Origin of the sequence: Roseiflexus castenholzii DSM 13941 (assembly GCF_000017805.1) — a bacterium.
In the GTDB taxonomy this organism is placed as follows: Bacteria; Chloroflexota; Chloroflexia; order Chloroflexales; family Roseiflexaceae; genus Roseiflexus; species Roseiflexus castenholzii.
In genome coordinates this window covers 865036-878025 of record NC_009767.1, presented here as the reverse complement: position 1 = coordinate 878025, position 12990 = coordinate 865036, and the positions used below count along the sequence as shown (strand labels likewise).

The following is a 12990-nucleotide window of genomic DNA, read 5'->3' as shown; positions in this document are numbered from 1 at the left end:
CCGCCTGTCGCTACGGCAGGAACTCGTTGGTAAACGCCTTTTCCGGCTCGATCATGCGAGCGATCAGCCCGTGGTCCGTCATCCACTGCGCATAGTCGCGCCAGACGTCGAGTTTCTGCTCACCCCAACGCGGCGCTTCTGCCTGATACTGGCTCGCCAGATACTGCTGGCTGCGCTTGACGAGTGTTGCGTCGAGTTCGGGCGCTGCCTTCAGCAAAAGATCGGCGGCTTCGTCCGGCTTCTCGATGGCGAAGCGGTACCCGGCGCTCGTGGCAGCCAGGAACCGACGCACCAGATCGGGCTTCTCGGCGATCATTTGCTCGCTGGTGATCAGCACCGGGGTATAGTAATCGGGAATGCACCGGAGGTCGTTCATCATCAGAATCGTAAGCGGTACACCGCGCACCTCGGCTTCTACGCCCGTCCACCCTTTGAAGATCCAGGCAAAATCCACATCGCCGCGATCCGTCGCCACAAAAAAGTCGGTGCTGCCGATGTCCACGAACTCAACCTGATCGAAACGGTCACCTGCGCCGTCACATTCCATCAACCCCTTGATCGTCGCCTGTTCGATGGGGGAGCCGAAAGCGCCATATTTCTTGCCTGCAAAATCACGCGGGCGCGTGATACCCTCGTCGGCGCGGCTGGCAAAGCCGCTGGTATTGTGCTGAATGATTGCAGCAATCGACACAACCGGGACTCCTTCGACCCGTGCATAGGTAACGGCTTCCTGGAAAGAGATTCCGAAATCGAGTTTGCCTGTTGCGACCAGTTGTTCGACTGCACCGCCCTCTTGGGCGCCAAGAATCTCGACATCCAGCCCCTGCTCCTGGTAGTACCCTTTGTCGCGCGCAACGTACAAGCCGGTGTGGTTGGTGTTGGGCGTCCAGTCAAGCCCAACGCGCACCGACGCCAATTCCTTCACCGGCGCCGATGGCACGGCGCCGCCACAGGCAGCGAGGATGAACGCTGCCAGCGCCACAATAAATGTTCGTTTCATAGTTCGTCCCTCCAGGAGATGATCCAGCGCTCCAGCAACGTCACGAGCGCAAACAATCCGATTGTCAGCAGCGAGGTCGTCAGCGCCGCTACAAAGACCTGATCGGTGCGAAAGGCGCGCAGCGAACGCGCGATGTAGACGCCAAGCCCGGCGCTGGCGCCGATCCATTCAGCCAGAACCGCGCCAATGATGCTGTAGGTGACGGCAACCTTAATACCGGTAAAGATCGAAGGGAGCGCGGCCGGCAACCGCAGCAGGCGCAGCAATTGCCAGTAATTCGCCCCCATCGCCTCCAACAACCGGCGCTGGTCGCGGTCTGCCGCCTGAAGCCCGTCGGCGGTGTTGACCACGATAGGGAAGAACGTTACCAGCGCAACGACCAGCACCTTGGGCAGCATGCCAAACCCGAACCCAACAACGAGCAGTGGCGCAATCGCCACGATCGGGATCGTCTGCGACGTGACCAGTAACGGATAGAGGGCGCGCCGCAGAAGCGGCGACGCATCGATCAGCACGCCCAACGCGAAACCGCTCACTAATGCCAGACCAAAACCAGGGAAGGTCACCGAGAGAGTTGCCGCAACGTGCTCGCCCAGCACGGGCAGGTTGCTCATCAGGGTGGACAGAATGCGCGACGGCGTCGGCAGGAGCCACACCGGCAGCGCCAATTGCCACACCAGGAGTTCCCACGCTCCGACGAGTGCGCCCAAGAGCGCAACAGGCGGAAGGAACTGCGCAACGCGCTGCCGCACTCTGCCGATCCTCCCGGCAGACGACGGTTCTTGAACAAGATGGTGCGCCTGCTCACTCCGCATACTTCGCCAACTTTTCGGCAATCGTAGACCCGCACGGGTCATAATCGACCTTGATCAGCGTAAAGACCCGAGTCGCTCCCGCGTGGAGCACTGCTTCCTGCGCCTGTTTGATCACGGCCATTATGGCATCGTACTCCCCCTCGATCGTCGTTTCCATCGGACCAACGCGATAGGGCAGACCGCTTGCGGCGACCACAGCGATGGCAGCATCGACGGCGGCGTAGGTTGCGGCTTTGTCCGGCAATCCTCCCGGTAGCACCTCAAAACTGACGGTTATCGGCGGCATAGCGTTCTCCTGACACAAAACCGCCGCCCCCAGAAGTAGGGAGCGGCGGTTGACGGACCACCTCAGGCATTCCCTACGCTGGCATAACCCAGGTCAGGTTCAAAGGGTCAGCGGCATCGTCGGGCCGCACTCTCAGCCAGGCTCACCTGGCTCCCCTAGCTGCGCCGCGCGCGGCGCTATCGGTTGTTCTACAAATGATACGACGGTCTGGAGCGTCTGTCAAACAGAGGTGACCGTCGCTGTGGGAAGCGCGTAGCGCGCCAGCGCCTACGCCGCCACTCCCAGGCTGCGCTTCTTCTCTTCAACATCGATGCCATGGAGTCGCGCCAGGTTCAAGCCCAGGATTTTCTTCTTGGCTTCCTTCGTCAGCTGACCGCATCCATAGCCCTGAACAATATCCTCCGGCAGCTCAAACCCCCAGAACGCCTTCAGCGCGCCGCGTGGATGCCAGATTGGCGTCTCGCCACCATAGATGATCTTGTCTTCGCCGCACCAGAAGAGGAGTTTCGCCATGGTTTCGGCAAAGACGCGCGGCGAACGCACAACGAAATTGACCGTTGCTGCAATCGAGGCGTAGAGGTTCGGGTAGCGCACCAGTTGCCAGCAGATCTCGTCGATGAACGGCAGCCCAACGTGAAAAATGACGAAATTGATCTCGGGGAAGTTGGCGGCTGCACCGTCCATATCCCACGCCTGGGTGTGCTCGACCGGCTGCGGACCGAGCGGTACGCCTTTGTGGACGCCGATCAGATTCACACCCAGTTCCAGCGCCTTCTCGAAAACCGGAAACGCAACCCGTGGGTCGTCCATCCGCCACGGGAACGGTTGTCCATAGTCATAGCGCACATTGTAAAGTTTGAACGCCCTGGCGCCATACTCTTTGACCTGAATCTCCATCAGATCGAGCGCCTTCTTCCCTTCGAGCGGATTGATCGACCCCCAGAAGATCGCCCGATCCGGGTATTTGCGCGCCATAGCGGCGCACTTTTCCCAGCTCGACAACCCATCTTTGAACAGATCGGTGAGCGGCAGCGGTTGCGCAACGATCATATCGGTGGGACTTTCATCAAAGACCATGCGCGCGATCTCGTCGACCGTCCATTCGCGCATATACTCTTCGCGCGTGAGCGTCTTCTCGCCGGGAGCGTTGAGCACCTGATGAAAGGCATACAGATGCTCGATGAACATTTCCCCCGGTTTTCCGAAGGCGTTCGACCTGTCGAAGTTGAAGACGTGACAGACGCCATCGAAGACGAATGCATCGTCAATCATGGTGAACCTCCTGAAAACACCGAGACACTACCGGTCCGACTCACGAAACTGCTGCTCACGCGCCAGGCGCGCTTCGCGCAACGGGAGGAGTTGCTCGAGCGGAAGACGCAACCGCTCGCGCGCCGTTGCCGACAGGCGCTCTGGAGACCAGGGGACATTCCAGGTAATCTGGACGTTAACCGCCTCGACTCCCTGGATGCGTTTGACTTCTTCTTCCATCATCTGCAAGAGGTGGAGGGAAAAGGGGCACCAACCGGTGGTCAGGACGATATCGATATCAATCTGCCTGCCCGACACCCGCACCTGCTCGATCAGCCCCATGTCCACCACGCTGACCTGTCGCTCCTGGCAGCACGGGTCGTAGCAACGCCGGAGAACGGTCATTACGTCATCGACAGAGACGGGAAACTGTGTGGCTGAAGAATCAGCGGTCACGGCTTCGACCATAGACACCTCCTTGTGCGCAACAATGAAAACAGAATGCCAACCTGCTCTGATAATTGGAGCAGACAGGGATGGAAAATCGCTATGGCGCGACAGATGCCGCGATGATGTCTTTCGGATACGAACGTTTCTCGTGCGGTGCGGAGATGATACAACATCAGCATAGCATGTCGGGATAGGCGTGTCAAGCCACATTCGGCTGTGGGGAGGGCTTCTCAGTTCCTTAATGGAAGATGCATCCAGCGTAATGCGATGCCGAGGTCGGTGGTGATGGCGTGGCGCGCGGTTGGGATGTAGCGACCCGGAAGATGTCGCCGGATGAGATTGATCACCACATTCCGGCACACGGCGAGGATGACCCCAATGGCCCGTCCGTGCAAGCGATCTTCCTGCATGCTGCCATCCCGTGGTCGGTGGACTTGATTTTCGATCGTCCAGTGGTTGCGGATGCTCGCCAGGAACTGTGCGGGCGTGCGTTGGCGACTACTGACGACCGTCACTTCCTCTACCGTCCACAGGTCCGCATGCCGCCGCCGACACCAGCGTCGGAGCCCGCCAATCTGTGTGACCTGCCGCCACCCATATGCGGTCATGAGAGACGGCCCCACGTCTCCCGCATCCACGACCCAGAGCTCGCGGATCTCCAATCGCCCCCGCGATTGCTCGATCGTCTGCGCATCCGGCGCCCGGCGGGGTTGGAGTTCACGACGGAACCCGATCGGCTGGCGCTTCCGCCGGGGTGGCGCAATCTGATCCAGCGCTACCGGCAACGGGGCTGGCGGCGTGTCCGGGGGGGAAAAGCACCTGCGGGGCGACCCGGTCATCGAGGAGCGCCTGCACTCAGCCTGATCGCCTTTGACACCGCCCAGGCAATTGCCGTGTTCCTGCACAATGGTTTGGGTGACGGCGGCATTCAGGAAGCCCGCATCCATACTGACCATGCGCCCGTCCAAGGGCGCTTCCGTGAGCAGCGCCAACAGGGCCGCCGACGGCCTCGCGTTGGGCGAGCGCCATCCCCGTGGTATGGGTGACGAGTTCGACGCCATGCAGGGCGGGCGCCCCGGCGCGTTTGCTCCCCCCTAAGACCTTGCCATCGGCCCTGATCCCGCCCACGGGCATGCCAAGCAGTCGCTCCATCCAGGGACGCAGCCGCCGATCCAGGTCGTCCGCATCCACGCATGCCAGCAGGTCCCGTACCGTATTGTAGGCGGGGAAATGCGGACTGTGGGCCCCAAGTGGACGCCAGCGCGCGCCCCAACGCCCATGCGCCCATGTCCACGCGCTATGCAGCGCGTCTTGTCCATGCAACATGCCGAGTATGACCACCCCCAGCAGGCTTGGCAGCGGATACCGTCGACCAGATCGCCGACGGGGATCGGGCGCCGGCGCCAAGTGTCCCAGCAAACTGTTCGGATGATAGGCAATCATTGCGTACTCCCACGTGGTGTTGCGGCACGAGACTCCTATTCTATTCTCTTTCCTTAAAGAACTGAGAAGCCCTAGCAAGCCGGCATCCTTTCTTGACAACCTTTGCGCAGCGTGCTACCATTTCATGCGCTCTGCCGGTGTAGCTCAGTGGTTAGAGCGAACGACTCATAATCGTTAGGTCACTGGTTCGATCCCAGTCACCGGCACCATATCTCCACATAAACCAGCATCTGGACACACTCCGGCGCCGATTGAGATGCGGCGCCACTCTTGTTGAATCGACCCAAAGGAGTGCCATGGAACCGCCGTTCCCCGGAATGGACCCGTACCTCGAAGCGCCGAGCCTCTGGCCCGATGTGCATCATCGATTGATAACACTGATGTGTGACCAGTTGCAGGCGCAGTTGTCGCCGCGCTATCGAGCGGTCATTACGCCGTATGTGCTCTTCGAGAGCCTGGAGATTGCGCCGGTGCGCCGGGGGGTGCCCGATGTAGCCGTCGTCGAACGTGAGTACTCCGCTGCGGCTTCCGGCAGCGCCGCCGTGAGCCTCGCGGAAGCGCCCCTGACCCTCCCGGCGCTGATGGACGTGCCGGTGGAGTATGCCCGGATTGACATCCGCACTGTGCGCGACCAGACGCTGGTGACCGCCATCGAACTCCTCTCCCCCGCCAATAAGCGCCCCGGTCCCGACGGCGCGGACGCCTACGAGAAGAAACGGCAGGACCTCTTTGCCAGCACCGCTCACCTGCTCGAAATCGACCTGCTGCGCGCCGGGCAGCGCCCCCGCCTGGCGCGTCCGCTGCCCGACGCACCGTACTTCATCTTGCTGAGCCGAGCGCAGCGCCGTCCGTATGTCGAGGTCTGGCCCCTGACCCTGCGTGACCCGATCAAGCCGGCGCCGGTGCCGCTCCTTGCGCCCGACCCGCCGGTGGCGCTGGATGTGGGAGCGGCAATCCACGAGGCATACCGCCGCGCGCGCTACGACCTGGAGATTGATTACACCCAACCGCCGCCGCCGCCCGACCTTGCGCCCGATGATGCCGCTTGGCTTGATGCGCATCTGCGCGCGCTCGGACTGCGCCCATCATCCCAGTAGCCCGCCGTGCCCCAATTCGATAATCGCCCGCCGTGTTACTCGTTCGCCTGCCAGCAAACGCGGCAGCAGCAGATCAACAATGTTGGTCGCGCGTGAACGAACGCAGCCGGGTGCGCCAAGGATAGGAACACCCTGTTTCGTTCCGTCGTCGAGGTACGCCAGCAACAGCAGATTACCAGGTTCGACCGGCGCGCCGTAGTGTTCGATGCGCCCGCCGGCCATACGAATCCCCTGCGGCGTGACGTCGTCGCGGTCCATAATCGAGGTTTCACCGGCAATGATCAGAAGATCGCTGCCTGCCGCGCGCAGAGCGGCGATCCCTTCCGCCACTTCGCCTTCATCCAGCGCGGCATAGCGCACCATATCAATCGTCGATCCGAGTTCGGTCACCCGCCCCTCGATGGCCGGCAGAACAAGGCGAGTAATACGCTCACGCGCCTCAGGACCAACGACCAGCAGCACACCGACGCGCCGTTGCAGCAATCGTCGCACGCCGACAACGCCCCCCGACTCGGCGCCAATGCGCTCCGCCTGCTGGATCGACCTTTCCGGCAGGGCAAAAGGGATGATCTTGATTGTCGCCACGCGCTTGCGCTCACGCACCAGGGCATGGTTCGGCAGTGTGGCAATGGTCAGACCGTCAATCTCGTTGATCGCCTGCAATGCATCGATGTCCACTTCGACCACGCCATCCGCCTCTGCCAGCAGATTGACACGGCTGTGCATCGCATCGGTTGGAACCACGCCCGAACGCCGGACCGCATCGGCGAGGCGTTGTGCGGCTTCGTCCTCATGAACATCGCCGGGTTCCAGCACTGCCACGCGCACCGCTGCGACCCCCAGGGCGCGGAGGCGCGCCACGTCGTCGTCGGTGATGCGCCGACCCTTTGGCAGCGTCTTGCGCCCGGCGGCATCGGCCACGTTGTGGCGCAGGATATGACCGACAGCCTGATCAACGGGAAGAGTGGTCAGAAACATGGCTCACCCTCATCGAGTGGATTCGAGCACGAGACGAGCATAAGCATAGGCTTCAGGCGTATCGATGTCGAGCAACGGACGGTCATCATCAAAATGCACACAATGAACGCGCGCTGGATTGCGGGCAATAACGCCGCGCGCGCCCTGGTCTCCCTCGATAGCGAGCAACTCTGCGAACACCGACCGATCAAAGAGAACCGGGTTGCCTCGTGTTCCAGCGAACACCGGTGCGATGATCGGTGCGCGATCATCGCACCAGGCGTTGACTAACGCCTCGATAATCGCTGCCGTCACGAATGGTTGATCACCGAGGAGGATGACTGCGGCTGCGATGCTCGGCGATAGAGCGGCGATACCGGCGTGAAGCGATGTGCTCTGACCGGCAGCAGCGAGTGGGTTCGGCACGATGCGCACTGGAAGATCGGCAAGCGCTGCGGTCACTGCTCTGTCTGCGCTTCTGGTGACGATGATCACCTCATCGAGCCGAGCAGTGCATGCGGTTTCCGCAATCGCGCGCACGAGCGGACGCTCGCCCCAATCGAGAAGTTGCTTGGGACGTCCCATGCGCGACGATGTTCCGGCAGCAAGGATGATGCCGGCAATCGCCGGTCGATCAGGATCAGCGCTCTTGCTCATACAGTTCCATCAGCGGGACGCCGAAACGTTCCAGGCGCAGCACCGGTTGGCGACCGACGATCCAGCGTTCGATCTTGGCATGCGCCGCAAAACCAGTCTGCCGATACGTGACGATAACATAATCAGCATCAGCAATGTCGGCCGGCGTTCCTTCCAACCCATACCGGCTAAAGAGCGATCCGGCGCCGGGCGCAAGCGCAACACGCACATCAGGGCGCAGGCGGCCCAAGAACTGGTATGTCAGCAGCACATCGTGGCTCCAGTCCTCTACCCACACCACAGCGCCAGGCGCAGCGCGCGCGTTAATGTATGGCAGCGCGACAGCATACGTTTCACACCAGTAGGTTGTTTCCAGCCCCATGCGCGTGGCGCCGCGCAATCCTCCCACGGCTTCGGAATAGTAGGAAAGCAGGTGCGGGTACATCTGTGCTGCGATGACCAGATGCGGCAGAAACAGCAACGCGCCTGCCAGCGCGACGCCAGGCGTCGCCAGGTGCGGCCATTTGCGCCACTCGAACCAACGACGCAGCCAGCGCCCAACTGCGTCGAGACCGCTGCCAGCCAACGCAGCAACGAAGAAAAACGCTGGCATGAACAACCGCTCATTATCGTACACCATCGTTCGCCCGGTCGTCAGCGCCAGCAGCGGCACGAGCGCGCCGAGCGTCCAGAGCGCGATCTGTGCACCCTGTTCGCGTTGCATCGACGAATCGGAACGGATGGCAACGATGCCGAGCCCGACGCCGGCGAGCGCCAGAAAGGTGATCCCCAGCGGCGTGACCGCAACGAGCATGACGAACGGGAAATGCCACGGCGGCGGCATCAACGCTTCACCAAAATACCACTGCGCGATCTTCCAGTGATCGACCGTTATGAAGCGGATGTAGGCGATCAATCGCGCGAGCGTGTCGTGATAGAGCCAGGGCCACAGCGCAATGAACGTTGGCAGACCGATGCCCCCAGCAACGATCACGCGCCGTATCAGAAAGCCGCGACGGGCGAATGCCAGTATCCAGACCAGCAGCAGCGGAAGGACAAACAGCGCATTAATCTTTGTTGCAAGCGCCGCACCCCACGCCACGCCGAGCGCCACATCCCAGGCGACACTGCGGCGCCGGCGCGTATGCCAGAAGAGCGCCGTCACCAGAAAAAACGCAACCGCCGCCGGCACATCGAGCGCCGCCAGATGCGCATGGAAGAAGAAACGCGGCATCGTGATCAGCGCCACGACCGCCGCCACCCCCGCCCAACCGCCAAAACCACTCGTGACTGTCCCGTACAACACGCCGACCGCAATGGCGGTCAAAAGAATATTCCCCAATCGATGCGCCGGCAGGTCGTCGAGAAAGTGGCGCGCAAACTGCCATACCATTCCCGACCAGATTTTGTCGAGCGGTGGATGTTCATGGTTGGCCTCCCAGAAACGTCTGATAACATCCGGTTGCAAGGCGCCACCGGGATCGACCGCCAGACGTTCAAACCAACCGACATACGCGCGCGCTGCCACAATGTATGCCGGCTCATCCCAGGTCAATCCAATCTGCGGTTCCGTCGTGAGCAGCAGCAAGAGACTCAACGTTGCCAGAGCGACAGCCGCAACAGCATGGCGTAGCCGCGTATGCGCGCGATCACGTGTGTGTATCTGAGGAACAGCCGAAGAAGGAGCGGTCATGACTGCATTCTATGCAGATCGTCTGTCTGCACGCCTCTTGTGCGGAGCGCAACCCTGCCACACGACGCTGCTCCTGGAATGATAGCACGCAGCGCGCGTCGGTGCAATGGATATGCCGGACTCCCGCCAGCACAGAACCGCGTGTGCTATAATGCGAACGGTACTTTGCGCCTTTGCACGCCCGATGCACCCAATGGCGCCACGTCGGTCCAATAACGCGGAAACAGCGAGAATACCGAGCGCGTTGTCCCATCCGCACCATGCGGAGGAGATTCCATGAAAGCATTCTTTGAGAAACTACTCGGCTTCGGTCCTGATCGCGCGATCAAGCAGATCGAGCCGATTGTGCGCCAGATCAACAGCCTCGAACCGTCGATCCAGACGCTTTCCGACGCCGAACTGCGCGCAAAAACCGATGAATTCAAGCAGCGCCTCGCCGATGGCGAGACGCTCGATGATTTGCTTCCCGAAGCCTTCGCTGTGGTGCGCGAGGCAGCCCGGCGCACGATTGGTCAGCGTCACTACGACGTACAGTTGATGGGGGGCATCGTACTGCACCAGGGCAAGATCGCCGAAATGAAAACCGGCGAAGGAAAAACGCTGGTGGCGACCCTGCCGCTCTACCTGAATGCGCTGACCGGCAAAGGGTGCCATCTGGTCACGGTCAACGACTACCTGGCAAAGGTTGGCGCGGGCTGGATGGGACCAATCTACCACATGCTCGGGTTGAGCGTCGCCACAATCTCGCACGAATACTCGGCGATCTACGACCCGGACTATATCGATCCGAAGGCAAACCCCGACGATCAGCGCCTTGTTCACTGGCGCCCTTGCACGCGGCGCGAGGCGTATCTGGCGGATATCACCTATGGAACGAACAATGAGTTCGGCTTCGACTACCTGCGCGACAACATGGCGTGGGACCTCGCACAACTCGTGCAGCGTGAATTGCACTACGCCATTGTGGACGAAGTGGACAACATTCTGATCGACGAAGCGCGCACGCCGTTGATCATTTCGGGTCCGGCGCAGGAAAGCGGCGACGAATACCGTCAGTTTGCCGCACTGGTGCGTCATCTCAAACCCAGCCCCTACACGCCCGACCAGATCAAGAAACAAATGATCGAAGATCCAGAGGGCGATTTTGTGATCGAGCCGCGCTCGAAAAGTGTTCAGTTGACCGATCAGGGGGTAGCGAGGGTCGAGCGGTTGCTGAAGATTCCCGAAGGCGAATCGCTCTACGATCCGAAATACTATCGCCTGACCCACTACCTGGACAATGCGCTGCGAGCGGAATTCATCTACCAGCGCGACCGGGATTATATCGTCGAGAATGGTGAAGTAATCATCGTCGATGAGTTCACGGGGCGCAAAATGATTGGTCGCCGCTGGTCCGACGGTCTGCACCAGGCGGTGGAGGCGAAGGAAGGAGTGAAGATGCGCCAGGAAAATGTCACCCTGGCGACGATCACCTTCCAGAATTACTTCCGCATGTACCAGAAGCTGGCCGGTATGACCGGTACGGCCTACACCGAGCGCGAGGAGTTTGGCAAGATCTACAATCTGGACGTTGTCGTCATTCCGACGCACCGCCCGATGATCCGCAAGGACTATGACGACCAGATTTATCGCACCGAAAAGGCAAAGTTCGAGGCGGTCATCCGAGAGATCGAGGAGATGCACGCCCTAGGGCGCCCGGTGCTCGTCGGCACCACCTCGGTTGAGACGTCGGAGCGCTTGAGCGAGATGCTGAAGCGCCGTGGCATCAAACATCAAGTGTTGAACGCCAAGTACCACGAGCGCGAAGCGCGCATCGTGGCGCAGGCGGGGCGCAAAGGCGCCGTGACGATCGCCACCAACATGGCGGGGCGCGGTACCGACATTCTGCTCGGCGGCAACCCCGATGGTCTGATCGAAGAAATCCTTGCCCGGCGTGGCATCAAAATCGAGCAGGCGACGCCAGAACAGATCCGCGAGGCGCAAGAGGAAGCGCGGCACATTACGGAAGCCGAGGGCAAAGAGGTGCGCGAGTTGGGGGGGTTGCACATCATCGGCACCGAACGCCACGAATCGCGACGCATCGACAATCAGTTGCGCGGGCGCGCCGGTCGCCAGGGAGACCCTGGCTCGTCACGGTTCTACCTGTCGCTCGAAGATGATCTGATGCGGCGCTTTGGTCCGATGGATCGCGTCAAGGGCTTGATGGAGCGGTTTGGTGTCGATGAAAGCCTGCCGATTGAAGCCGGGTTGATCAACCGCACCATCGAAAGCGCTCAAACGCGCGTTGAGGGGTACAACTTCGATATTCGCAAGCACACGGTCGAGTTCGACAATGTGATGAACAAGCAGCGCACCGTCATCTACGCCGATCGACGCAAAATCCTCGAAGGCGAGAATATGCGCGAGCGGGTGCTCGACATGATCGCCGACGAAGTGCATGCGCTGGTTGCACGCTACCTGCCCGAGACCCGCGGGCGCGCCGATGATTTCGAGGAGTGGGACCTCGAAGGATTGGTGCGCGCCGTGCGCGCGATTGATCCGATGTTGACCGAGGAGAAGATTGCGCCGGAGCACCTTGAACACCTCTCGCGCCAGGAGATCGAAGACGCGCTTATGGAAGCGATTGAGGAAGATTATACGGCGCGCGAGCAGGCGATCGGCGAGGAACGTATGCGCTCCTTCGAGCGGCGCATGATGCTCGGCGCGATCGATCGGCAGTGGGTCGATTATCTTACCGGCATGGAAGACCTGCGCCAGGAGATCGGGTTGCAGGCGGTGGCGCAACGCGATCCGCTCGTTGAGTATCAGCGCAATGCCTACGCAATGTTTGAAGAGTTGAAAGCCAACATTCAACGCGACATTGTGTATCAGATCATCCCGGCATCGTTCCAGTACGAGCAGTATCTGCGCCAGGTCGAAGCCGAGCAGCAGCGCCGTCTGATCGCTGCTCAGCATGCAGGAACGGACGACGGCAACGGAAAAGTGTTGCGGACGGTTCGCCACAGTGTGCAGATGCCAGGACGCAACGATCCATGCCCGTGCGGCAGCGGCAAGAAGTTCAAAGCCTGCCACCTGGGGCGCGAGGCGGAACTTGTCGCGTTGTTACAGCAGCGCCAACAATCGGCGCCGGTGCAGAATGCCTCGGCGCAACCGGCAACAAAGCCGTCGGCTGCGGGTCAATCCGCAAACACCCCGGCGCGACCTGCATCGAAACAACCGGATGCAGGTCCATCCGCTGGATCGACCGTACCGCGCGGTCGTGCAGTTCCACCAACCGCCAATCCGCAACAGCGCAGCAAGTCTCAACCCCAGGCGCAGCGCGGGAAGGGCGCGTCCGCCAGAAAGAAGTGACACGCGCTAGA

The 12990-nt window shown here is 61.1% G+C and carries 11 protein-coding genes, 1 tRNA gene, 1 pseudogene and 1 riboswitch; of the genes and pseudogenes, 3 read left to right on the top strand and 10 right to left on the bottom strand.

Annotated features, from left to right (window positions below; genetic code table 11):
• Positions 1-10: 10 nt before the first annotated feature.
• The 7 genes and pseudogenes from RCAS_RS03440 to RCAS_RS26405 all read right to left on the bottom strand — a co-directional run.
• Positions 11-1000 (bottom strand): ABC transporter substrate-binding protein, encoded by a 990-nt coding sequence (locus RCAS_RS03440; RefSeq protein ID WP_012119222.1) that lies wholly within the window; start codon positions 998-1000, stop codon positions 11-13.
• Positions 997-1752 carry an ABC transporter permease gene (locus tag RCAS_RS03435; protein WP_232280152.1) on the bottom strand — a complete coding sequence of 252 codons (756 nt, stop codon included), beginning with the start codon at positions 1750-1752 and terminating at the stop codon, positions 997-999. The genes RCAS_RS03440 and RCAS_RS03435 overlap by 4 nt, the downstream gene beginning before the upstream one ends.
• Positions 1753-1804: 52 nt before the next feature.
• A complete protein-coding gene (locus RCAS_RS03430) occupies positions 1805-2101 on the bottom strand; it encodes a thiamine-binding protein (protein WP_012119220.1) in 297 nt (98 codons plus the stop codon).
• A gap of 51 nt (positions 2102-2152) precedes the next feature.
• Positions 2153-2268: riboswitch (TPP riboswitch) on the bottom strand.
• A gap of 100 nt (positions 2269-2368) precedes the next feature.
• Complete coding sequence (locus RCAS_RS03425) at positions 2369-3373, bottom strand: amidohydrolase family protein (protein ID WP_012119219.1); 1005 nt, start codon at positions 3371-3373, stop codon at positions 2369-2371.
• Between the two features lie 27 nt (positions 3374-3400).
• Complete coding sequence (locus RCAS_RS03420) at positions 3401-3820, bottom strand: metal-sulfur cluster assembly factor (RefSeq protein ID WP_012119218.1); 420 nt, start codon at positions 3818-3820, stop codon at positions 3401-3403.
• Positions 3821-4032: 212 nt separating this feature from the next.
• Positions 4033-4863 carry a transposase gene (locus RCAS_RS03415; RefSeq protein WP_083760265.1) on the bottom strand — a complete coding sequence of 277 codons (831 nt, stop codon included), beginning with the start codon at positions 4861-4863 and terminating at the stop codon, positions 4033-4035.
• A 100-nt stretch (positions 4864-4963) separates the two neighbouring features.
• Positions 4964-5245: pseudogene (locus RCAS_RS26405) on the bottom strand (transposase family protein); the annotation flags it as partial.
• 133 nt (positions 5246-5378) lie between these two features.
• Between RCAS_RS26405 and RCAS_RS03410 the strand changes: the two are divergent.
• Positions 5379-5454: transfer RNA gene (locus tag RCAS_RS03410), tRNA-Met, on the top strand.
• An 87-nt stretch (positions 5455-5541) separates the two neighbouring features.
• Positions 5542-6342: a DUF4058 family protein gene (locus RCAS_RS03405; RefSeq protein WP_012119217.1), complete on the top strand. Its 801-nt coding sequence runs from the start codon at positions 5542-5544 to the stop codon at positions 6340-6342.
• Here RCAS_RS03405 and RCAS_RS03400 read toward each other — a convergent pair.
• Genes RCAS_RS03400 through RCAS_RS03390 form a run of 3 tightly spaced genes read right to left on the bottom strand, consistent with a single transcriptional unit; the run spans position 6331 to position 9628 of the window.
• Complete coding sequence (locus RCAS_RS03400) at positions 6331-7320, bottom strand: molybdopterin-binding protein (RefSeq protein ID WP_012119216.1); 990 nt, start codon at positions 7318-7320, stop codon at positions 6331-6333. The two genes, RCAS_RS03405 and RCAS_RS03400, sit on opposite strands and share 12 nt — an antisense overlap.
• Before the next feature lie 9 nt (positions 7321-7329).
• Positions 7330-7956 (bottom strand): nucleotidyltransferase family protein, encoded by a 627-nt coding sequence (locus RCAS_RS03395; protein WP_012119215.1) that lies wholly within the window; start codon positions 7954-7956, stop codon positions 7330-7332.
• Positions 7940-9628, bottom strand: coding sequence for a glycosyltransferase family 39 protein (locus tag RCAS_RS03390; protein ID WP_012119214.1), 1689 nt, complete (start codon positions 9626-9628; stop codon positions 7940-7942). The genes RCAS_RS03395 and RCAS_RS03390 overlap by 17 nt, the downstream gene beginning before the upstream one ends.
• Before the next feature lie 276 nt (positions 9629-9904).
• Here RCAS_RS03390 and secA point away from each other — a divergent pair, with 276 nt between their 5' ends.
• On the top strand, positions 9905-12979 hold the full coding sequence (gene secA / locus RCAS_RS03385; RefSeq protein WP_012119213.1) for a preprotein translocase subunit SecA: 3075 nt from the start codon (positions 9905-9907) through the stop codon (positions 12977-12979).
• Positions 12980-12990 lie beyond the last annotated feature (11 nt).

What these genes read in the sequence shown, in the direction of transcription:
- RCAS_RS03440 (WP_012119222.1), bottom strand. Translation starts at nt 1,000, where the DNA reads ATGAAACGAACATTTATTGTGGCGCTGGCAGCGTTCATCCTCGCTGCC.
- RCAS_RS03430 (WP_012119220.1), bottom strand. Translation starts at nt 2,101, where the DNA reads ATGCCGCCGATAACCGTCAGTTTTGAGGTGCTACCGGGAGGATTGCCG.
- RCAS_RS03425 (WP_012119219.1), bottom strand. Translation starts at nt 3,373, where the DNA reads ATGATTGACGATGCATTCGTCTTCGATGGCGTCTGTCACGTCTTCAAC.
- RCAS_RS03420 (WP_012119218.1), bottom strand. Translation starts at nt 3,820, where the DNA reads ATGGTCGAAGCCGTGACCGCTGATTCTTCAGCCACACAGTTTCCCGTC.
- RCAS_RS03415 (WP_083760265.1), bottom strand. Translation starts at nt 4,863, where the DNA reads ATGGCGTCGAACTCGTCACCCATACCACGGGGATGGCGCTCGCCCAAC.
- RCAS_RS03405 (WP_012119217.1), top strand. Translation starts at nt 5,542, where the DNA reads ATGGAACCGCCGTTCCCCGGAATGGACCCGTACCTCGAAGCGCCGAGC.
- RCAS_RS03400 (WP_012119216.1), bottom strand. Translation starts at nt 7,320, where the DNA reads ATGTTTCTGACCACTCTTCCCGTTGATCAGGCTGTCGGTCATATCCTG.
- RCAS_RS03395 (WP_012119215.1), bottom strand. Translation starts at nt 7,956, where the DNA reads ATGAGCAAGAGCGCTGATCCTGATCGACCGGCGATTGCCGGCATCATC.
- RCAS_RS03390 (WP_012119214.1), bottom strand. Translation starts at nt 9,628, where the DNA reads ATGACCGCTCCTTCTTCGGCTGTTCCTCAGATACACACACGTGATCGC.
- secA (WP_012119213.1), top strand. Translation starts at nt 9,905, where the DNA reads ATGAAAGCATTCTTTGAGAAACTACTCGGCTTCGGTCCTGATCGCGCG.